Origin of the sequence: Streptomyces zagrosensis, assembly GCF_014203645.1 — a bacterium.
GTDB classification, from domain to species: Bacteria; Actinomycetota; Actinomycetes; order Streptomycetales; family Streptomycetaceae; genus Streptomyces; species Streptomyces zagrosensis.
Genome location: NZ_JACHJL010000005.1, coordinates 406,986 through 428,704, shown reverse-complemented (window position 1 = coordinate 428,704; position 21,719 = coordinate 406,986). Strand labels below are relative to the sequence as shown.

Below are 21,719 nucleotides of genomic sequence, written 5' to 3'. Positions count from 1 at the left end.
GACCCTTCGAGGAGCAGCAGTTGAGCAGCAACAGCGGTGACGTCCGGCTGTGGGGCGCCCGGTTCGCCGACGGGCCTGCCGAGGCCCTGGCCGCCCTCTCGGCGTCCGTCCACTTCGACTGGCGGCTGGCCCCGTACGACATCGCAGGCTCCCGCGCCCACGCGCGCGCCCTGCATACCGCGGGGCTACTCACGCAGGACGAGCTGAGCCGCATGCTCACCGGGCTCGACCGACTCGAAGCCGATGTCGCCTCCGGGGCCTTCGTGGCGACCGTCGCGGACGAGGACGTGCACACCGCCCTTGAGCGCGGCCTGTTGGAGCAGCTCGGTCCCGACCTCGGTGGCAAGCTGCGGGCCGGGCGGTCCCGTAACGACCAGATCGCCACCCTCTTTCGGATGTATCTGCGCGACCATGCCCGGATCGTCGGCGGGCTGATCACCGACCTTCAGGAGGTGCTGGTCGCGCTCGCCGAGGCGCACCCGGACGCCGCCATGCCGGGGCGTACGCACTTGCAGCACGCTCAGCCGGTGCTCTTCGCGCACCATGTGCTCGCCCATGTCCAAGCACTCGGCCGGGACGCGGAGCGGCTGCGGCAGTGGGACGAGCGGACCGCCGTGTCCCCGTACGGTTCCGGCGCGCTCGCAGGCTCCTCGCTCGGGCTTGATCCGCAGGCGGTCGCGGCCGAGCTTGGCTTCGGCGGCGGCTCGTCGGGCAACTCCATCGATGGGACCGCCTCCCGCGACTTCGCCGCGGAGTTCGCCTTCATCACCGCGATGATCGGCATCGATGTGTCCCGGATCGCGGAGGAGATCATCATCTGGAACACGAAGGAGTTCTCCTTCGTGACCTTGCACGACGCCTTTTCCACCGGCTCGTCGATCATGCCGCAGAAGAAGAACCCGGACATCGCCGAGCTGGCCCGGGGCAAGTCGGGCCGGCTGATCGGCAATCTGACCGGGCTGCTGGCCACGCTCAAGGCGTTGCCGCTGGCGTACAACCGGGACCTCCAAGAGGACAAGGAGCCCGTCTTCGACTCGTGCGAGCAGCTTGAGGTACTCCTGCCCGCGTTCACCGGCATGATGGCGACCCTCACGGTGCACGAGGAGCGGATGGCGGAGCTGGCCCCGGCCGGCTTCTCGCTGGCTACCGACATTGCCGAGTGGCTGGTCAGGCAGGGCGTGCCGTTCCGGGTCGCGCACGAGGTCGCAGGCGAGTGCGTGAAGGTATGCGAGGCGGCGGGCATCGAACTCGACCAGCTCACCGACGAGCAGTTCGCCGCCATCTCGCCGCATCTGACGCCGGAGGTGCGCTCTGTGCTGAGCGTTACCGGCGCGCTGGCCTCGCGCGATGGCCGCGGTGGCACCGCGCCGTCTGCTGTCGCCGTTCAACTGGCCGAGATCAAGGCGGACGTGGCGGTACAGCGGGAGTGGGCCGACGCCAAGCGGTAACGCCGTTCGTCGTGCGTACGTGGCGCTACGCGCGCGTGGTGTGACAGGCCGGGCAGGGGGCGTGCTGTTCCCTGTCCGGCCTTTGTGCGCCCGGGGCGCGCCGGGCCGTACGCCGGCCCCGCGAGCCACGGGACGCCGTGAGACGTTGTTGTCTCATACGAGGTACGCTCGTCTCATGACTGTGGACAGAAGCCAGGTGCTGCGTGCGGCGGCGACCCTGCTCACCCGCAAAGCGACGTCCTCCATGGACGAGATCGCCAAGGCTGCCGGCATCAGCCGCGCCACGCTGCACCGCCACTTCGCCGGTCGCGACGCGCTGATCAAGGCGCTGGAGGACCTGGGCCTAGCGCGCTTCGAGGCGGCACTGGATGCCGCCGATATCGATGCGGGCGGCGCGGAGGAAGCATTGCGCAGGCTGGTCGCCCAGATCAGGCCAGAAGCCCCGCTGCTCGCCTTCCTCACCACCGAGAACCAGCTCTTCGAGGGCGAGATGCACCAGGGCTGGGACCGTCTGGACGCCCGGATGACCGGCCTTTTCCAGCGCGGGCAAGAGAGCGGCGAATTCCGGGTGGACCTGACCGCCACCTGGTTCGCCGAGGCGCTGTACGGCCTGATCGGGGCGGGTGCCTGGGCTGTCCACGCCGGGCGCATCGCGCCCAATGACATGGAGCAGATGATCGCCGAGCTGCTGCTGGGCGGCGTACGACGGAGCATGGAGTAATGAGCAGTCGGATAGCGACAACGGGCCCTGGTGCACACCCCAGCGTGGAGGCCCCACGGCCGGGGCGCTGGCTGGCGCTGGCCGTCCTCGTGCTCGCGGTGCTTTTGGTCGCCGTGGATGCCACCGTGCTGGGCCTGGCCACCCCGTTCCTCAGCGAGGACCTGCGCCCGTCCGGCACTCAGTTGCTGTGGATCGGTGACGTCTACTCCTTCGTCATCGCGGGCCTTCTGGTCTCCATGGGCAGCCTCGGGGACCGGATCGGCCGTAAGAAGCTCTTGCTGATCGGTTCGGTGGCCTTCGGCGCGGTCTCCGTACTCAACGCGTACGCGACCAGCCCGGAGATGATGATCGTCGCCCGTGCGCTGCTCGGCGTGGCGGGCGCGACGCTGATGCCCGCCACCCTCGCCCTGATCCGCAACCTCTTCCATGACCCGAAAGAGCGCAGCTTCGCCGTCGGCATCTGGGGAGCCATGGCATCGGCGGGCGCGGCCGTTGGACCGGTCGTGGGCGGGTTCCTGCTGGAACACTTCTGGTGGGGTTCCGTGTTTTTGATCAACCTGCCGGTGATGGCGGTGCTCGTCCTCGTCGGAATCCGGCTCCTGCCCGAATCGCGCGACCCATCCCCGGGGCCCTGGGACCTGCTCAGCGTGGTGCTGTCCCTGGTCGGCATGATCGGCATCGTCTACACCATCAAGGAAGCGGCGACGCACGGCATGAGCTGGGACGTCGCCGCCGCCGGGGTGGCGGGTGCGGCGGCGCTGGCGTATTTCGTGCGGCGGCAGCTCACCTTGCCGTCACCGCTGCTCGACATGCGGCTGTTCCACCATCGGGGCTTTTCCGGTGCGGTGCTGGCCGACCTGTTGACCATTCTTGGCCTGTCCGGGCTGGTCTTTTTCCTCTCCCAGTACCTCCAGCTGGTGCAGGGTCGAGAGCCGCTTGAGGCCGGGCTCGCCGAGCTGCCCGCCGCGGTCGGCGCGGTCTCCGCCGGGCTGATGGCGGGCCTGGTCGCCCGCCGGTTCTCGGTGCGGATCGTGGTCTCCGGCGGCCTTGCCGCCGTTGGCCTCGCGCTGGCCGCACTGTCCTGGCTGGAGTCCAACACGGGCTACCCGCTGCTCGGCGCGGTGCTGCTGGTCGTCGGCGTCGGGGCCGGCTTCTCCTTCACCGTCACCGCCGATGTAATCCTCTCCAGCGTGCCCAAGGAACAGGCGGGTGCTGCGTCGGCGGTCTCGGAGACGGCGTACGAACTCGGCGCGGCCCTGGGCATCGCGCTGCTCGGCTCCATCGTCACCGGCATCTACCGCGGTTTCACGCCCCCCAGCGGCACTCCGCAGCAGGCGGTATCCGATGCGCATGAGTCACTGGGGGGCGCGGTCGAGGCAGCGGATGAGCTCCCACCGGAGCAGGGTGGGGCGCTGCTGACCGCGGCGCAGGAAGCGTTCGTGGACGGGTTGCGGATCGCGGCGTCGGTGGGCGCGGTCGTGCTGCTCGCTACGGCGGTCGTCGCCTGGTTCCTGCTCCGCGGCCAGCGCCTGGCGAATACCGCCGCCGAGGCGGAGGACCTGGCGGAAGCGGGCAAGCGCCCCGGCCGCCAGTGATCTCTCGCCACCCGCGCCCGTCACCCGCACCCGCGCGTGCAACGCGTGCCGCCCGCCAGTTGTCACTCAACTGGCGGGCGGTGCGGAACGGCTGCGGGCGGTGCGCGGCAAGAGGGCCAGTGGTGCGGAGCCCAGCGCGGTGCGCGGCCCAGTGCTGCGAAGGGCGCTACGCGGCCTTGGCCTTCGTCGCGTAGATGTCCACGTACTCCTGGCCCGAGAGCCGCATGACCTCGCTCATGACCTCGTCGGTCAGCGCCCTCAGCACATAGCGGTCGCGCTCCATGCCCTCGTAGCGGGAGAAGTCCAGCGGCTGGCCGAAGCAGACGGTCACCGGGGCGATGTGCAGCCGGCCCTTGCCGCCGGGCTGCACCTTGTCCGTGCCGATCATCGCGAACGGGACCACGGTGGCGCCGGTCATGAGCGCGAGCCGGGCGACGCCGGTACGGCCCCGATAGAGGCGGCCGTCAGGGGAGCGGGTGCCCTCGGGGTAGATGGCGAACACCTTGCCCTCTTCGAGCACTCGGCGGCCGGTCATCAGCGCCGCGACGCCGCCGTGCCCGCCGTCGCGGTCCACCGGAATCATGCCGCCGGTGCTGAAGAACCAAGCCATCACCTTGCCCTTGAGCCCCGTGCCCTTGACGTACTCGTCCTTGCCGATGAAGAAGATCGGCCGCTTGACGATCAGGCTGACAAACATCGAGTCGATGAACGTGACGTGGTTACCGGCCAAAATCACCGGCCCGTCCCCCGGGATGCGCTCCGCTCCCTCCACCTTCGGGCGGAACAGGACGCGCATGAGCACTCCGAGAAACGCCTTCAGCACGATGCGGGACAACGGACCCTCCGGTCAATGGTGGTCGGATGCGGCGCGTGGTACGCCCCGCGGTACGCAAACTCGCCCGTCGCTGACTCGCCGGACACCCGCGCAGGTGAGGACGATACTCGCGGGTACCGTGCGCTTGCACATTGGGCCCGGCAGTCGGGACACGAGGTTGACGGCTGTTCGCGTCACGTTGGGCCCGATGCCCACCATACGAAAGGTGCGCCTGCCTACGATCAGCCCTGCCAAACCGAGACGAGGAGTACGTATGGAGCAGGAGCAGCGGCCCGGGCGACGGACCCTACTGGGGGCCGCGGCCATCGGCGCCGGAGCGATGGCGCTGTCCGGGGCCGGCACGGCCGCTGCCGTGGGGCGCGGCCACGGCCACCACGGTGGCAACGAGCTGCCGGTGCCCACGGTCGTCGCCCACCGGGGCGCCAGCGGCTACCGGCCCGAGCACACCCTGGGCTCCTACCAGCTCGCCCTCGACATGGGCGCCCATGTCATCGAGCAGGACGTGGTGCCGACGAAGGACGGGCACCTGGTGTGCCGGCACGAGAACGACATCACCGGGACCACCGATGTGGCAGCGCACCCCGAGTTCGCGGATCGCAAGACAACCAAGACCGTTGATGGCGCCAAGCTGACCGGCTGGTTCACCGAGGACTTCACGCTCGCCGAGCTGAAGACCCTGCGGGCCAAGGAGCGCATCCCCGGCACCCGGCAGGAGAACACGCTCTACGACGGCCGCTGGGAGGTGCCCACCCTCGAAGAGGTCCTTGAGTGGGCCGAGCGCGAGGGCAAGCGGCGCGGACGCCGCATCTGGCTACACATCGAGACCAAGCACCCCAGCTATTTCCGGGGCCTTGGCCTCGCGCTGGAGCCGCGTCTCGCCAAGCTGCTGCGCGCGTACGGGCGGCATCGGCAAAACTCCCCGAACTTCGTGCAGTCCTTCGAGCCCAGCAGCATCGAGCGGCTGCGCAAGCTGGTCAGTTGCCCTGGCGTGGTGCTGCTGTCCAACGCCTCGTCGCGCCCCTGGGACTTCGTCGAGTCGGGGGACCCGCGCACCGTGGCCGATCTGGTCACCCCCAAGGGCCTGGCGTGGATCGCCGGCTTCGCGCGCGGCATCGGCCCGGACCTGTCGCTGATCATCCCGCGCGACAAGAGCGGCAAGCTCGGCACGCCCACCACGTTGGTGAAGGACGCGCACGCCAAGAAGCTCATCGTGCACCCGTACACCATGCGTAACGAGAACACCTTCCTGCCGCTCGACTTCCGCAAGGGCACCGACCCCACCGCGTACGGGGACGCCTTCGGCGCCTTCCAGGTCTACTTCGAGCAGGGCATCGACGGGATCTTCTCCGACAACCCCGACACGGCTCTCCTCGCCCGCGCCGACTTCGTGCGTAAGTAGCCGACGGGTTACGGGGTCGGCCGCCGTTGAACAGGTAGCTGGCTCCGTAGGAGCGCGCGGCGCGGCCCGCGCCCTGCCGCGTCAAGCGGCGCGGGGCTCACGCCCGGTCGGGTGACGCGGGGCCCGACCGGCAACCGGGCGCCAACAAGGGGCTGTCTAGCGCGGCATGGAGCCCCGAACCGCCGTGCCCGGCTGCCTTGCGCCTTCCGCCGTCAGTCCGCGCACCGCCGCACCCGTCTGCCTCCCGCCCTCCCGAGTGAGCCCTCGTACGCCTGCTCCGCCCCGCCCGCCTCGCACGCCAGCCGAAGCCAGCACCGGCAGCCCCGCTGCGAGCCCCAGTACCGGCAGCCCCGCAGGCCCGGCCGCTGGGGCGGGGCCCGAGGGCGGCAGGGAGAGCGAGCAGTTGATGGAGGTGCTGCGTCCGCTGCTTGTGGCGGAGGCGGCGGCCGAGGCGCATGGGTCCGGATGTGACCCGGCCGACCTCGAACAGGGTGTCTGGCTGCGGCTTTTGGAGCGCCCCTCGGTCGGCGACCTGCCGGCGCGGCCCGCGGGCTGCTGGGCGGGTTGGGTACGCGCTGCCGTACGGGCCGAGGCCAAGGACGCGCGGCGGCGGGTCCGCAGGGAGGTGCCGTACGACGCCGTGGAAGGAGGCGGCCCCGCACACCCCGCGGCGCTGGGCACCGAACGGATGACGCTGGCCGCAGACGAGGTACGCCGAGTGCGGGCGGCGGTGCGCAGACTGCCCGGTAGGTGTCCGAGTGTGCTGTCCGCGATGATGTCGCCGCAGGACCCGACCTACCGTGAAATCGCCGGCGAGTTGGGAATCTCACAGGGGAGTCTAGGGCCCGTACGTTCCCGTTGCCTTGGATGCCTGCGCAGAATGCTGACGGCGGAGGTTGCGGCTCTTGAACCATGGGGAATGGAGCGGTAGACAATCGGCGCCACGGAGACGACGTTGAACCCGCGGCGACTCTTGTCAGGGCACCCACGCTCCGCCGCAACGTCACCCTCATCGCGGCGGCAGCACTCACAGAGGAGGCATGCGCACATGGGCATGAGCGTGACCATCTCTCCGGCGACCGCGCAGGACGCCGAGCAGATCCTGAAGCTCCAATACCTCTGCTATCAAAGCGAGGCCGAGCTGTACGGCGACTACTCCATCGAGCCGCTGACCCAAACCTTCGACGACCTCCGTGCCGAACTGGGCAACGGCTGGGTGCTGGTGGCCCGGCTCGGCGAGGAGGTCGTCGGGTCGGTACGCGGCGCTGTGCACGAGGATGGCACCGCCGCGATCGCCAAGCTGATCGTCCACCCGCGGATGCAGCGGCACGGCCTCGGCGGCAGGCTGCTCGCCGCGATCGAGGCTCGCCTCGCGGCGGAGCGGGTCAAGCGGTACCGGCTCAGCACCGGCCACCGCAGCGAGGGCAATCTGCGGCTGTACCGCAAGTGCGGCTACGCGCAGATCGGCACCGAGCAGATCAGCCGCTCGTTGAGCGTCGTCACACTGGAGAAAAGGGCGTCGGCGGAGGCGTTCGCCGCGAGTGCGTGAGGCCCGGGCAAGAGCTGCGCACCCGTCGTGGAGCGAAGTTCGTGCGTAGACCCCGCGTAGCGAAAACCGTGCGCCTGCGGTCCGGGTAGCAGAAACCGCACGCCTGCGATGTGCGCGGGAGCGGGGCACAGTGGTCAAGCGCCGGATCGGCTGGTGACATTCCAGCCGGTCCGGCGTTTGGCTAGCCGGCGGCGCGGGCTAGGCGCGCGACGCCCGCCGTAGCCAGAGCAGGCCCGTCACCGGCAGAAAGATCGGGATGAAGAGATAGCCCATCCCGTAGTCGGACCACACCGTCTCGTCGGGGAAGGCGGCGGGCTCAACCAAGGTCCAGGTCCCCACGACGAGCACGCCGACCAGTTCGGCCGCGCAGCACAGCAGGGCCGCCCGCCGGGCGCCCTCGCCGCCGCGTACCAGGGCGAGCGTGATGAACGCGTAGACCAGCGCCGAGACGGCCGAGAGCACATAGGCCAGCGGCGCATCCTCGTACTGGGCGATGAGCTGGTACAGCGAGCGGGAGGCCGCGGCGACCGTGAACACCCCGTAGACGAGGATCAGCAGCCGTCCGGGCCCCGAGCCGATCCCCAGCCGCCGTTCCTTGCCGACGCGGTCCGCCCACCCCGGTGTCCTCGCGGGGTCCTTTAGCGGGGCGGGCTCCTGGGCGGAGAACTCGGGGGGCGAACCCTGCGGTACGTGCGTGGCGCCGCCAGAGCAGGCGCCGCCAGGTGTGGCACGGTCGGATCGGTCGCTGTCGGGCCGGTCGCTTTCGGCTCGGCCGCTAGGGGGCTGGCCGCTTTCGGGCTCAGGCATGACCGCCTCCCCAGACATCCCACAGCCGCACCTCAAGCACCGCGAGCACCACCGCGCCAGCGGCCACGGTCACCGAGCCCCAGCGGGTCCGTTCCGTGAGCGACATGAATCCCGCGGCCGGAATGGCGCAGGCGGAGCCGATCAGATAGGACACGAAGATCGTCGCGCTGTCGGCGGGCTTATCACCCTGGGCCAGCCGTACGATGCCGACCACGAGTTGCACGAGCGCCAGCACCGTCACCACGGCCATGCCGATGAAGTGCCAGTCCTTGGTCGGCTGGTCACGGTAGGCGGCGTGGCCGCACCACGCGGCGAGGGCCAGTGCGGTCAGACTGACCGCCCACGTCAGCGCGTCGAACACCGGCACCTCCGCTGGGGGGTGCGCGTGAGGCGGCGCACACAGGGATTGACAGCCATGCGACGACTTTAATCGCCCCCGCGCCGGGCCTGACCCGCGCCCCCTGACCGCAACAGGTCATCTTTCCGGTACGCGCCGCCGTGCTGCGGACCGTGGCGTTGACCACAACCACGCCCGCCGACGATCTTGAGGCCGATGTGGTGATGAAGGTCCTGTCGCAGGTGTCGGTCCAGGCCACGAGCGGCAGGGTGGAACTACTCGTACGCGAGTGACCGCAGCCACGGCCCGTCCACGTACTGATCGGAGAAGTCCGCTATGCGGACAGGCTTGATCGGGTCGTATGTGTGTCTGGTTTACTTGCGCCCATGACCACCACGAGCAGCCGCGCCCTTGCGACCGAGGCGAACATGTCGCCCGGTGCTCGTTGTATGTGTCGAATGTGTGACCGCTGAGGGCCCCTGCCGGAGCCTCGCGCCCCGAAGCGAGACCGTGCGCCGCCTTACGTCCGTACGCCCTGTACGACGTGAGACGTGCCCCGCGGCGCCGGAAGCCGAGCCGGACGGAAACCCGACCGGACTCGCCGGAGAACTCCGCATGCCGCGTTCCGCAATGAATGCCCCGTGCCGGCACCTCACCCGCCGCGCACTCGACAGTGACGGAAACCCCCTGTGATCACCACGACGGGCCTGACGAAGGTCTACCGCTCGCGAGGCCGCGAGGTCACCGCACTCGACGGCGTCGATCTACACGTCCGCGAGGGCGAGGTGTTCGGCGTCGTCGGCCAGAGCGGCGCCGGCAAGTCCACCCTCATCCGCTGCGTGAACCTCCTGGAGCGCCCCAGCTCCGGCACGGTCACCGTGGCCGGAACCGACCTGACCGCGCTCGCAGGAAACGGCCAGCGCGCCAACGCCGCGCTACGCCGAGCCCGCAGCCGCATCGGCATGGTCTTCCAGCACTTCAACCTGCTCTCCTCGCGCACCGTGCAGGGCAACGTCGAGCTTCCCTTGGAGATCCTCGGCGTCTCCGGCAAGGAGCGCTCACGCAAGGCGATCGAGTTGCTCGGCCTCGTCGGCCTCGCCGACAAGGCAAAGTCCTATCCGGCGCAGCTCTCCGGTGGCCAAAAGCAGCGCGTTGGCATCGCCCGCGCGCTGGCGGGCGACCCCAAGGTGCTGCTGTCTGACGAGGCGACCTCCGCACTCGACCCGGAGACCACCCGCTCGATCCTGCAACTCCTCCGCGATCTCAACCAGCAGCTCGGCCTGACCGTGCTGCTGATCACACACGAGATGGATGTCGTCAAGACGGTCTGCGACTCGGCCGCGCTGATGAAGGACGGCAGGGTCGTGGAGACCGGCACCGTCTCCGAGGTACTCGCCACGCCCGGCTCCGAGCTGGCCCGCGAGCTCTTCCCGGTCGGGGGCGAGGCCTCCGGCGCGGACCGCACCGTTGTGGACGTCACCTTCCTCGGCGAAACCGCCAGTCAGCCGGTGATTTCGCAGCTCTCTCGTACGTACAACATCGACATTTCCATCCTCGGTGCGGCGATGGACACCGTTGGGGGACGGCAGGTCGGCCGGATGCGCATCGAGCTGCCGGGCCCGTTCGAGGAGAACGTGGTGCCGATCGGTTTCCTGCGCGAGCAGGGCCTGAACGTCGAGATCGCGCCCACGGGCACGGTTCCCACCGCCGCGGGCGCTGCCGCACTCGCGCCCGCCGCCGCCCTGGTCAAGGAAGGTGCCAAGTGACCTGGTCCGAGATGTGGCCCGAGCTGAACACGGCCGGCCTTGACACCCTGTACATGGTGTGGTGGTCCACCGTCTACGCGGTGCTGGCCGGGCTGCCGCTCGGCGTGCTGCTCGTCCTCACCGATCGAGGCGGTCAGCTCCAGAACATCGTCGTCAACAAGACCGTCGGCGCCGTGGTGAACATCGGCCGTTCGCTGCCGTTCATCATCCTGATTGTCGCGCTCATTCCCTTCAGCCGCTTCGTCGTCGGCACCTCCATCGGGCCCACGGCCGCGGTGGTCGCGCTGGCGATCGGCGCTACTCCGTTCTTCGCCCGGCTGGTGGAGACGGCGATACGCGAGGTTGACGGCGGTCTCGTGGAGGCCGTGCAGTCGATGGGTGGCGGCACCTGGACCATCGTGTTCAAGGTGCTGTTGCCGCAGGCGCTGCCCTCTCTCATCGCGGGCTTGACCACCACCATCATCACGCTCATCAGCTACTCGGCGATGGCGGGCGCGGTCGGCGGCGGCGGTCTCGGCAACCTGGCGATCGTCAACGGCTACCAGCGCTCGGACGACCGGCTGATGCTCGTCACCGTCGTGCTGCTCGTCGTCGTCGTCACCATCGTGCAGTTCATCGGCGATGTGGTGGTGCGGATCATCGGCCGCCGCACCGGCACCGTCCCCGCGGGCTCCAGCTGGCTGCGGCGGCGCGGGCCCCGCAAGCCCATCGCTGAGCTCGCCCCCCGGCCCGCTGCCGAGGTGGCGCCCGGCGACGGGCCCACCGCATCCGCACGCGCGGGGACCGGCTGACAGCGGACCGGCTGAGAGCCGTAGTGCGCACCGCCCTCATCAGCTCGGACCCTTTGCCGGGCGTCGTACGCGGGGCAGCGAGTCCACAAGAACGTCAAAGCGTAAAAACGTAAAAACGTAAAAAGACGCATAAGCATCAAGAGCGTCAAGAACATCAAGAACTTCAAGAACATCAAGAAAGAGGCACTCTTCGTGCGCAAGTCCACCAAGTTCACCGCCAGTGCGGCGGTCGCTGTCGCGGCGGCCCTCGCCCTCAGCGCGTGCAGCGCGCCCTCCGACTCCGACGACGGGGACGACAAGGACTCCGCGCTCCTCGTCGCCGCCAGCCCCACACCGCACGGCGACATCCTGAAGTTCGTCAAGGACAAGCTGGCGAAGAAGGCAGGTTTGAAGCTGAAGGTGAAGGAGTTCAACGACTACAACCTCCCCAACACCGCCACCGAGAACGGTGAGGTGGGCGCGAACTTCTTCCAGCACAAGCCCTTCCTGGACGAGTTCAACCAGAAGAACAAGACCCACATCGTGCCGGTCGTCAACGTCCAGATCGAGCCGCTCGGCCTCTACTCCAAGAAGGTCAAAAAGCTCGCCGAACTGGGCCCCGGCGACTCGATCGCGCTGCCCAACGACGTCACCAACGAGGGACGCGCGCTCAAGCTGCTCGCCGACCACGGCCTGATCGAGCTGAAGCCCGGCGTCGGCAGCGGGGCCACCCTCAAGGACGTCAAGGACAAGAAGGGCCTGGACTTCAAGGAGCTTGAGGCCCCGCAGATCCCGGCCCGCCTGAAGGATGTAACGGCCGCGATCATCAACGGCAACTTCGCCATCGGCGCCAAGCTCAAGCCCGCCACGGACGCGCTCGCCCTGGAAGAGGCCAAGGACAATCCGTACGCCAACTTCCTCGCCGTCAAGAAGGGCAAGGAGAATGACCCGCGCGTGAAGAAGCTGGCCAAGCTCCTTAACTCGCCCGAGGTCAAGAAGTTCATCGAGGACAAGTACCAAGGCGCCGTCATCCCTGCGTTCGGAGCCCCGCAGAGCTGACCCGCGGCAACCGCCACTACGGCCCCGCGCACCCCCTGGGCGTGCGCGGGGCCGTCGTACATGGCACATTCACGGGCGCATGCTGCATGCTTGTGCACTCAGACAGCCCCGGGCACGTACATCTCTCCGCGTTGGAGCAGCGCATGACACGCACCTTTCCGGACGTATCCATCAGTACGGACCGGCTGGAGCTGCGCCCCTTGGAGCCTGCCGACGTCCCCCCGCTGACCGAGATGATGAATGACGAGCAGATCGTTGCCTGGACCTCCGTGACCCACCCCTACAGTGCGGACCAAGCCCGGGACTGGGTCACCAGACGGGCGCCCACCGAACGCGCACAGGGACGCGGGATCGTCTTCGCGGTCGCCGAGTTCCTCACCCAGCGCCTGGTTGGCATCGTCACCCTCGTCCACACCGACTGGCGCACGCTGTCCACCGAGGTCGCCTACGCCACCGCGCCCTGGGCCAGGGGAGAGGGGTACGCCAGCGAAGCCGTACTCGCCGTCGCCGACTGGCTCTTTCGCGACCAGCAGTTCGAGCGCCTCGAACTGCGCACCGCCGCCGACAACACCGCCGCCCAGCAGGTCGCCCAGAAGGTCGGCTGCATCAGCGAGGGCGTACTGCGCAACGCGTGGATAGCGCGCTCGCGTACGGAAGACGGCGGCTGGGCCGACATCCGCACCGATCTCCTTGTGTGGAGCCTGCTGCCCGAGGACTTCGACGGCAGCCCCGGGCAGCTCACCGACGATTCCGGCTACGCCGCACTGCCCAGTTGGCGCTGAGCAGCCAACGCCACCGGTCTGGACCAGTCGGGGTACGCTCACCGGGCCCCGCACACCAGGCCCTCCTGGCCCGCTCATGCGGCCCGTCTTTTCTTTCCTCGCTTTCCTCGCTTGTCTCGACTCTCCTCCGTGCCGTTCCGCTCCCGCCCGACTGCTTTGCCCCATCCCCTGTGGGGACCCGCGATCACAGCCCAGGAGACTGACACAGATGGCCGACCGCGTCACGGTGATCGGATGGGATGGCTCCCCCCTGACGGACGCGGCCCGCTCCGCCGTGGGCGCCGCCACCCTGGTTGCGGGCGCCGCGCACCATCTGGCGCTGCCGGGAGTGCCACCCGGCGCCGAACGCATTCGGCTCGGCAGCGTCGATCTCGCCGCCCGCCGCATTGCCCAGCACCGAGGCTCGGCCGTGGTGTTCGCGGACGGCGATCCCGGCTTCTTCGGCGTCGTACGGGCGTTGCGCGTGCCCGAACACGGCCTTGAGGTTGAGGTGGTGCCCGCCGTCTCGGCCGTCGCCGCCGCCTTTGCCCGCGCCGGCATGCCCTGGGACGACGCCCAGGTCGTCAGCGCGCACAGTCGTGACCTGCGCCGCGCGGTGAACGTCTGCCGGGCCCACCCCAAAGTCGCCGTCCTCACCTCGCCCGGCGCCGGGCCCGCCGAACTCGCCCTGCTGCTCGGCCCCGTGCACCGTACGTTCGTCATCTGCGAGGCGCTCGGCACCGAGCAGGAACAGACAACCGTCCTCACCTCCGACAAGGTCGCCGACCACACCTGGCGCGATCCCAACGTCGTCATCGTCATCGGCGGCTCGGCCCCCGTGACCGCGCCCACCGGCGCGCAGGGGGGAGGCTGGATCGCCGGCCGCGATCCCGGTTACCCGCCCGCCATCCGCGGCTGGGCGCTGCCCGGCTCCGCCTACGGAGCCACCACCGACCGCGGTGAGGGTGAGGCCACCTGGTTGCGCGCCGCTCAACTCGCCCGACTGGGTCCGCGCGTGGGCGACCTGGTCTGGGACATCGGCGCGGGCAGTGGTGCCGCTGGCATCGAGGCGGCCCGGTTCGGCGCCGCGGTCATCGCCGTTGACCAGGATGCGGACACCTGCGGCCGGATTGCCGCCGTCGCCCGACGTTTTCAGGTGCAACTTCAGGTGGTGCACGGCCGGGCGCCACAGGTGCTCGAAGACCTGCCGGAGCCGGATGTGGTCCGCATCGGCGGTGGGGGAGCGGCGGTCGTCACCGCCTGCGCGGCCCGCCGCCCGGAGCGCATCGTCACCCACGCCGCCACGCGTGACCAGGCAGAAGCCGTCAGCCGGGCGCTCTCGGACGGCGGTTACGGCGTGGAATGCGTCATGATGCAGGCCATGGAAATAGACGCACGCGCCTGGTCGGAACGCGACCGCGCGGTGGCCTTCTTGCTCTGCGGACACCGACCCCACCCATGACCCCCGCGAAGCAGCCCCGGGGGTAGGCTGGCAGATCGTTGTACCGCCGCCCGGTAGGTGACGCTGTCTCGTCAATGACCCGGGCGCAACCCCCTTCCGGGGCCTGCGGTGCGACGTGGGCGGGGGACGCGCCACGTGCCGCACAGGACGGACGCTCGTTCTTGCTTGAAAGCGGTTGGGAGAAGCACTAGCGATGGGCGAGGGGTACGCATGACTGACACCGGCGAGATCCCAGGTGAGGGACTGTCGGGGAACGCAGGCGGACAGCCCGGACGACCGCGCTCAGCGGACGCTCACGCCCCTGCCGACTCCGCGCCAGGCAATCAGCCGGCACAGTTGGGCCGACAGACGGCCGTGGCCTACTCCTTCCACGCCGACGAGCACGACGAGCAACCGGATCAGGGGGAGCACGGTGAGGACGATGATCTGCTCCTGATGCCTGGTGCGCAAGGGGCCTGGATGGAACAACAGCCGCGCTATCGCCAGGCCCAGCCCCCCACTGGGCCAACGGGGCCCGCACAGCAGGTCGCGGGCGCGCCGACGCCCACGACGCAGCAGGCACCGGGCACGGAGATGAGCGATGCACGGATGAGTGGTACGCACATGCCCGGCGCGTCTGGCTCGCCTGGCTCGCCTGGCTTGCCTGACAATGAGGGGGAGCCGCACGACGCGCGGTTCCACGGTGCGCACGAGGACGGCGGCCGGCATACCGGCTCGGTCGAGTACGGCGAGGTGCGCGGCCCGCAGCGCGCCGCGCCCGCACAGCCGTTGCCCCCCGCCCAACCCGCCCCGCAGGAACAGCCAGCCTCGCAGGGGCAGCCGGCGCCTTCGGCAGAGCCGGTCGCTGCCGGCCAGGCCGGGCCCGTGCGGCGCCCCCTCCACATGGGCCCGCCGGTTGTGGAACAGACCGGCGGCATCGTACGGTCACTCGCCGACCGGGGCCCGGCTGCGGGCGCCCCCGTGGGCCCCGCATCGAACGCGGGCCCACAGACCCCGGGCCGGGCGCCGACCAGCTCGGCTGCCGCAGCGGAGCCGGGGCCATTGCGGACGGCAGAGCCGATCGCGAGCGGGCCCGAATACCTCGATGTCGCGGGCGTCGCAGGCATCAGCGATGGTTCCGTACTGCCCGCTGGTCACCCCGCAGCCGTGGCCGGGCCCCAGCTCTCCGCGCCCTGGCACCCGCAGCCCCAGCCAGGCACCGATGCCCCAGCAGAAACGGTCGCCCGCCCGCAGGCTGCTGGCGCGCAGCAGACGGGGCGAGCCACGCCGCCCCAGGCGCAGCCGTTGCCCGCGCAGAGCCGGCCCAAGCCGCCGCGGTACGAGGCGCCGCGCGTCGTGGGCAGGCCGCCGGTCGCTGGCCCGGTGGCGGGCCCGGTGGCGGGCCCGGTGGCGCAGCCCACCCCCGGCGGCGGCACCGCCGATGCGGCCGGGCAACCCGCCGTGGCGCATGAGCCCATGACCGTTGAAGCACCCGTCACAGCGCAGAGCGCCGGGCCGACCGGTGGCTCGCCGGTGACAGAAGCCGCCGAGGTGGAGGCCGCGCAGGGTACGCAGCCGGAGGAGGCCGCCACCACGGAGCCGACCCCTGCCCGGGGGCCGGGCGGGGCTGCCGTTTTCGTACCGGCGCAGGCGACCGGAGCGCAACCGCCAGCAACCGCCGGCGCGACGCAGGCACCGTCACCGACTCAGCCGGCGTCCGCTGCGCAGCCCGTAGCACTGGACGGCGGCGCTACCTGGCAACAGGCCGCCAGCCAGCCGCGGCAGGCCCAAGGCCCAGCGGCCCCGCTCGAACCGGCTCCCGGCGTCGCGATAGTCGCCGATGGCACCGCGACCCCACAGCAGCCCGCCGCTGCCGCTTCGTCACCCGTACCGGCGACCGCACCCGTATCGGCAGCAGCACCCGTATCGGCGTCGTCACCCGCACCGGCCGCCATGCCGAGTGAGCGGACGACGGACGGGCCCGCGAAGGCCGCCGACGCGGCAGCTCAGCCGCAGGCCGCCGCTGCCACCCCGCCACCGAAGACGGAGAACACTCCCGAGGACGGCGCGACCCCTGCTGAAGAGACCTCGGATGCTGACGCCTTGGCGACGCCCGCAGCCCCGAGCGCCGATGCGGCCCAGCCGGTCACCGCTCAGCCGGTCACCGCCCAGGCGGCCACCGGTCAATCCGAGGTTCAGCCCACCGGCGCGCCGCAGGCGGCCGTGGGCGACGAGGCGGTTTTTGGACCAGAGGAACAGTCGGGTGGGGCGACCGGGAGCCGGCGCAGGCCGCGGCGTGCGGCCACGGTCGAGACCGTGGCTGGCCCGGTTGACGCCAGCGACGTGCCCTCGGGTACGGGGAGGCGGCGCAAGGTCGTGAAGACCCCTGCGGGCCAGCCAATCGCCGCCGAGCCCCAGGCCCCCGCGGAACCATCACCGACCACAGAGCCACAGGCCGCTGCCGAGGCTGCCGCCGCAACCGCGGCGCCCGCCGACCCCGCCACTCAGGTACGCGCCGACGCCGCTGCCGCCGGGCCGGGCGCGCCCCTGGATACCGATGGCCACGCCGATGCGGGTACGGGCGGCGTAACGCGAGCCACTACCGGCGCGCAGCCGACGCCCGCTAACTCGCCGGCCGTACACAGCCCCACAGGGCCCGTACGGCAGCCTGCCCCCGCCGAGCCGGCCGCCGCTCAGCCGACCACCGCCGAGTCATCAGCCGCCGAACCGGACGCTCCCGCTGATGCGGCGCCCGGCGAGGCCGGCGCTGCTCCGCAGCCGATGGCCACCAACAGCCAGGCAGCCGGCGCGCCCTCGGCCGCCCCGGCGGAAGAGATCACCCCGGCGGACGGGGTCGTTTCGGCGGAAGCGGTCGTTTCGGCGGGCCCAAGCGCCCCGGCGCAGCAGGCCGCAACGCCTGGTGAAACCGCCGCCGACCCGGCCGTAGGCCAGGCGACCGCCGCCCAGCCTGGACCAACCCCAGCCGCTCAGCCCGCTCAGCCCGAACAGGACGCACCACTGCCTGCCGAGAACGCACCCCAGTCCGAGCACAGCGCACCCTCCGACGCGACGGCAGCCGTCGCCAATGGCGCCGCGCCCGCGGGCCCGGCGCCGGTCCAGGCCGCTGAGGGCACCGCCGATGTGCAGGGCGCCGACGCAGCGTCAGCGAAGCCCGGGGAACTCGGGCAGCAGCAGGAGGCGCCCCCGGTACTGGTCAAGGCCGTGCCGGCGGCGCGGCCCGTGGTGAAGGGCCGGTCTATCGTGGCGAAGCCTCGACGGACCGCTACGGGAGCCAAGCCCGCCGCTGCGCCGGCGAAGCCCACCGCCGAGACGCCTCCCGTACCCGTGGCACCGGCGCAGGACCAACCGGCCGCGGGCGCACCGGCCGAGAGCGTGCCGTCCGCTGCCGAGCGACAGCCGCAGGCAGCCGAGCGGCAGCCCGAAGCCAGTCCCGCCACGACCGTGGGTCAGCCGCAGGCCACCTCCGCCGAGGCCACCGAGCCGGGCGCTGCCCAGAACGCCGCGGAGGTGACCGCGGGTCGAGGCGTTGCGGACGCGAGCGCCGCGCCGAATGTTCCTGCTGAGAGCGCTGTGCACAGTGCCGGCGACGCGGCCACGGGTGAACAGGCTGCCGAGGTAACGGCCGCAGCTGGGAGCGCTGGCGAGACGAGCGCGGGCCAAAACGGCTCGGCCGTACCGGCGGCGCGTCCGGCCGCGTCCGGCCCGGTGGGCGATGGCCGTAAGCCAGGCAAGGGCGGCCCGACTGCCACGCGTGCGACGGGCGGCAAGGTGGCCATGGCCGCTGCGCCCGCAACGGCGGACGCTCCGACGACCGGGGCCAAGGGCTCGCAGAACGCGCCCAGCGAGGGGAAGGTGGCTGCGCCGAAGGCCGCGCCGCCCGCGCCCGGGGGTGCCCAGGCTGTCGCGCAGGACCAGCCGGCCGCGGCCACCGCGGTACGGACCGTGGCGCCTGCGGGGCAGGCAGCGGCTCCCGCTGCGCAGCCGGGCGTGGACGCTCCGGCCGTCGCGGACACCGCAGCCTCCGGCACCACGGCCCCAGCCCACCCGGCGGGGGCGCCAGAACCAGCAACTTCAGATCAGGCCACGGCAGGTGTCGCGGCGGGCGCCCCCGCGCCCCAGCCTGCTGGCCAGCAGCCATCGGCCCAGAGCGGGGCGCAGAACAGCGCCGCGCCCTCGGGCTCCGACACACCGGCTGCTACGGACGGAGCACAGGCCATGCAGGCACCACACACCTCGCAACCCCCGCAAACTGGGGAGGGCGCGCCGAACGATGCGCAGCCCCCCGCGGGCCACCAGGCCGCGGGCGCCACTCCTGCCGGCGGCAGCGCCCCGGCGCAACCGAGGACGCAGGGGGGCGAGCAGGCCCCGACGGCTCCGCAGGCCCCGGGCACCCCCCAGGCCAAGGAGTCGTCCGTGGCCCAGCCCGCAGCGGCCCCGGCCGGGCCGGCTCTCGCTGCCCCCACCGCCCAAAGCACCGCCGGTACGCCGCAGACCGCAGGCACACCGCAGATGACCGCCGCGCCGCAGGAATCGGCTGCGGCACCGGACTCCGCCGCCGCTCAGGTAACCACCGCCCCGCAAGACATCGAGGCGACCGGCGGCGCCCACCCGCACCCCGAACCGGTCCCGGTGCCTAGTACGGACCCGACGCCTGGCGTGGACACAGCTCCCGCTACGGACACAGCCCCCGCCACGGACCCGACCCTCAGTCCCAGCACGCCCCCCGGCCAGGGCCCGATGTCCGGTGCGGAAGCGGCTCCTGGCGCAGCGGGCGCCCCCGTCGCCGCGGTGCAGGGCGGTATCCCCGTCGCGCGGGCTGCCAACGCCGGGGCCGCCGCCCAGGCGGGCAGCCCCGATGGCACGCCAGGCGCGGTCCCGGTGGCCACCGCCCCGGCCGCTCCCACCGGCCCCGCTCCGGTCACCGCCACGGGGCCCGCCCCGGCGGCCACCACAGTGGTTGCCGTGGCGTCCACCGTCACCGCTCCCACGGCCCCCGCCCCCGCGCAGTCCGAAACGGCCCAGCCCGAAACGGCGCAGTCCGCCGCCAGCCCGGCCGCTGCCGCGCCTGCTCCCGTGGCCGATGGGGCCCCCGCCCCGGTGGGCCCCGCCGTGGCGTTGCCGCATCCCGCCTCCGACCCCGATGCCGCCGAGGAGTTGGTGGAGCAGGCGGAGGGCACGACCGAGTTGATGCCGGCGGAGCCCGTAGAGCCGGCGGAGCCCGTAGAGCCCGTGGAACCCATAAAGAACGACGTGGCCACTGGTGCGCCGCCGCGGCCCGCCGCCGCGGGGTATGCCGAGGCCGAGCGGGCCGCCGTGCATCGGGTCATGCGGGAACGCCGGGACATCCGCAACGGGTTCCGTACCGATCCCATTCCGCATGAGGTGCTGCTGCGTGTCCTGGAGGCCGCGCACACCGCGCCCAGCGTTGGCCACTCCCAGCCGTGGGACTTCGTTGTCATCAGGTCGGCCGAGACTCGGCGCGCGATGCACGAGTTGGCGGTGCGGCAGCGTGATGCGTACGCGAAGTCGCTTCCGAAGGCGCGCGCCAAGCAGTTCAAGGAACTGAAGATCGAGGCGATCCTCGACACCCCGGTCAACATCGTGGTGACCGCCGATCCCACCCGCGGCGGGCGGCATACCCTCGGGCGGCATACCCAGCCGCAGATGGCGCCGTATTCCTCCGCGCTCGCGGTCGAGAACCTGTGGCTCGCCGCGCGGGCCGAGGGCCTGGGCGTGGGTTGGGTGAGCTTCTTCGACGAGCGCGAAATGGTGCGTGCCCTCGGGCTGCCCGAGCACCTGGAGATCGTGGCGTACCTGTGCGTCGGTTACGTCGATGAGTTCCCGGCCGAGCCCGAGCTCATGCAGGCCGGCTGGTCCAAGCGGCGACCGCTGTCGTGGGTCGTCCACGAGGAGACGTACGGCCGCCGCGCGCTGCCCGGTGAGCAGCCGCACGACCTGCTCCAGGAGACGCTGCGCGGCATCCGGCCGTTGGACGCCAAGGCGCTGGGCGAGGCGTGGGAACGCCAGAAGCGCATGACCAAGCCATCGGGCGCGCTCGGCATGCTGGAGATCATTTCGGCGCAGTTGTGCGGGTTGTCCCGGAAGTGCCCGCCGCCGATCCCGGAGCCCGCCGCCGTGGCGATCTTCGCGGGGGACCACGGGGTGCACGCCCAGGGCGTCACCGCATGGCCGCAGGAGGTGACGGCGCAGATGGTGGCCAACTTCCTGGGCGGCGGCGCGGTGTGTAACGCGTTCGCCAACCAGGTGGGCGCCGAGGTCTGCGTGGTGGACGTCGGGGTGGCCTCCGAACTCCCCAACTCTCCGGGGCTGCTGCCGCGCAAGGTGCGACCGGGCACGGCCGACTTCACCACCGGGCCCGCCATGTCCCGCGAGGAGGTGCTGCGCGCCATCGAAGTGGGTATCGAGACGGCCCGGGACCTGGTCGCTGCGGGCAACAAGGCTTTGCTCACAGGCGAGATGGGCATCGCCAACACCACCGCGTCCGCCGCCCTCATCGCCGTCTACACCGACTCCGACCCGGCTGAGATCACCGGCCGCGGCACCGGTATCAACGACGAGACGCTGGCCCGCAAGGTGGACGTCGTACGCCGCGCCATCGAACTGCACCAGCCGGATCCCACTGACCCGATCGGTGTGCTCTCGGCGGTTGGCGGTCTTGAGCACGCCGCGCTCGTGGGCTTCCTGCTCGGTGGCGCGTCGCTGCGTACGCCGGTCATCCTCGACGGGGTGAGCGCGGGCGCTGCGGCGCTGGTCGCTCGGGCCATCGCCCCCGAGGCGCTGGCGGCGTGCATCGCGGGCCACCGCAGCGCGGAGCCCGGGCACGTCGCGGCCCTCACCAAGCTGGGGCTGCGCCCGCTCGTCGATCTCGACCTGCGTCTTGGCGAGGGAACCGGGGCACTGCTGGCCCTGCCGGTGGTGCAAAGCGCCGCACGGGCCATGAACGAGGTGGCGACGTTCGACGCGGCGGGTGTGACGGAGAAGAACTGATCGAGGGTGCGGCCGGATGCCGCGCGACTCCTGATACGTCGCAGGGCCGCGCGCTCCCTGGAACGTCTGATGTGTCCGCCCCGCCCTCGCCCCTGACCTGTACCGCAACCGTCGCCCACGCGGGCGCCCGTACACCCCCGTAAGGTGTGCGCAGGGCCCGCGCCCACCCTGACCAGCCGCTTCAGCGCAGTAGCGGCGCCCG

13 protein-coding genes and 1 pseudogene are annotated in these 21,719 nt (G+C 71.4%); 11 read left to right on the top strand and 3 right to left on the bottom strand.

From position 1 onward, the window contains the following. Positions 1–20: 20 nt before the first annotated feature. The 3 genes from argH to FHS42_RS13090 all read left to right on the top strand — a co-directional run bounded on the left by argH (position 21) and on the right by FHS42_RS13090 (position 3,764). Positions 21–1,448, top strand: coding sequence for an argininosuccinate lyase (gene argH / locus FHS42_RS13100; RefSeq protein ID WP_184572305.1), 1,428 nt, complete (start codon positions 21–23; stop codon positions 1,446–1,448). Positions 1,449–1,623: 175 nt separating this feature from the next. After that, the gene (locus FHS42_RS13095; protein WP_184572303.1) at positions 1,624–2,169 is read left to right on the top strand and encodes a TetR/AcrR family transcriptional regulator; all 546 of its coding nucleotides are present in this window, start codon (positions 1,624–1,626) and stop codon (positions 2,167–2,169) included. Then, positions 2,169–3,764: an MFS transporter gene (locus tag FHS42_RS13090; protein ID WP_184572301.1), complete on the top strand. Its 1,596-nt coding sequence runs from the start codon at positions 2,169–2,171 to the stop codon at positions 3,762–3,764. Before FHS42_RS13095 ends, FHS42_RS13090 begins: the two co-directional genes overlap by 1 nt. 166 nt (positions 3,765–3,930) lie before the next feature. Here the strand turns inward: FHS42_RS13090 and FHS42_RS13085 are convergent, their stop codons facing one another. Continuing rightward, positions 3,931–4,599: a lysophospholipid acyltransferase family protein gene (locus FHS42_RS13085; protein WP_184572299.1), complete on the bottom strand. Its 669-nt coding sequence runs from the start codon at positions 4,597–4,599 to the stop codon at positions 3,931–3,933. Between the two features lie 253 nt (positions 4,600–4,852). Between FHS42_RS13085 and FHS42_RS13080 the strand changes: the two genes are divergently transcribed. Together FHS42_RS13080 and FHS42_RS13075 are read left to right on the top strand one after the other, a co-directional pair. Next, positions 4,853–5,998 (top strand): glycerophosphodiester phosphodiesterase, encoded by a 1,146-nt coding sequence (locus tag FHS42_RS13080; protein ID WP_184572297.1) that lies wholly within the window; start codon positions 4,853–4,855, stop codon positions 5,996–5,998. Between the two features lie 955 nt (positions 5,999–6,953). After that, positions 6,954–7,547 (top strand): GNAT family N-acetyltransferase, encoded by a 594-nt coding sequence (locus tag FHS42_RS13075; RefSeq protein ID WP_376772578.1) that lies wholly within the window; start codon positions 6,954–6,956, stop codon positions 7,545–7,547. Positions 7,548–7,745: 198 nt separating this feature from the next. On the opposite strand, the gene FHS42_RS13070 is transcribed toward FHS42_RS13075, so the two are convergent. After that, positions 7,746–8,132, bottom strand: coding sequence for a hypothetical protein (locus FHS42_RS13070; protein WP_184572396.1), 387 nt, complete (start codon positions 8,130–8,132; stop codon positions 7,746–7,748). A 214-nt stretch (positions 8,133–8,346) separates the two neighbouring features. Continuing rightward, positions 8,347–8,715, bottom strand: coding sequence for a hypothetical protein (locus FHS42_RS13065; protein WP_184572293.1), 369 nt, complete (start codon positions 8,713–8,715; stop codon positions 8,347–8,349). 665 nt (positions 8,716–9,380) lie between these two features. On the opposite strand from FHS42_RS13065, the gene FHS42_RS13060 reads away from it, so the two are divergent. From FHS42_RS13060 to cobT, 6 genes and pseudogenes are all read left to right on the top strand, one after another. Then, on the top strand, positions 9,381–10,457 hold the full coding sequence (locus tag FHS42_RS13060) for a methionine ABC transporter ATP-binding protein (RefSeq protein WP_184572291.1): 1,077 nt from the start codon (positions 9,381–9,383) through the stop codon (positions 10,455–10,457). Next, positions 10,454–11,248, top strand: a complete 795-nt coding sequence (locus FHS42_RS13055; RefSeq protein WP_184572279.1) for a methionine ABC transporter permease — start codon at positions 10,454–10,456, stop codon at positions 11,246–11,248. Before FHS42_RS13060 ends, FHS42_RS13055 begins: the two co-directional genes overlap by 4 nt. Positions 11,249–11,440: 192 nt before the next feature. Further along, positions 11,441–12,286, top strand: a complete 846-nt coding sequence (locus FHS42_RS13050) for a MetQ/NlpA family ABC transporter substrate-binding protein (RefSeq protein ID WP_184572276.1) — start codon at positions 11,441–11,443, stop codon at positions 12,284–12,286. 143 nt (positions 12,287–12,429) lie between these two features. Continuing rightward, positions 12,430–13,068 carry a GNAT family N-acetyltransferase gene (locus FHS42_RS13045; protein ID WP_184572274.1) on the top strand — a complete coding sequence of 213 codons (639 nt, stop codon included), beginning with the start codon at positions 12,430–12,432 and terminating at the stop codon, positions 13,066–13,068. Positions 13,069–13,144: 76 nt separating this feature from the next. Next, positions 13,145–14,509 (top strand): precorrin-6y C5,15-methyltransferase (decarboxylating) subunit CbiE, encoded by a 1,365-nt coding sequence (cbiE, locus tag FHS42_RS13040; RefSeq protein WP_376772577.1) that lies wholly within the window; start codon positions 13,145–13,147, stop codon positions 14,507–14,509. Between the two features lie 4,824 nt (positions 14,510–19,333). Then, positions 19,334–21,517 (top strand): annotated as a pseudogene (gene cobT, locus FHS42_RS39385) (nicotinate-nucleotide--dimethylbenzimidazole phosphoribosyltransferase); the annotation flags it as partial. Positions 21,518–21,719: the final 202 nt, after the last annotated feature.

Coding starts and splice junctions, on each gene's coding strand:
- FHS42_RS13095 (WP_184572303.1), top strand. CDS start 1,624: ATGACTGTGGACAGAAGCCAGGTGCTGCGTGCGGCGGCGACCCTGCTC.
- FHS42_RS13090 (WP_184572301.1), top strand. CDS start 2,169: ATGAGCAGTCGGATAGCGACAACGGGCCCTGGTGCACACCCCAGCGTG.
- FHS42_RS13080 (WP_184572297.1), top strand. CDS start 4,853: ATGGAGCAGGAGCAGCGGCCCGGGCGACGGACCCTACTGGGGGCCGCG.
- FHS42_RS13045 (WP_184572274.1), top strand. CDS start 12,430: ATGACACGCACCTTTCCGGACGTATCCATCAGTACGGACCGGCTGGAG.
- cbiE (WP_376772577.1), top strand. CDS start 13,145: ATGCGGCCCGTCTTTTCTTTCCTCGCTTTCCTCGCTTGTCTCGACTCT.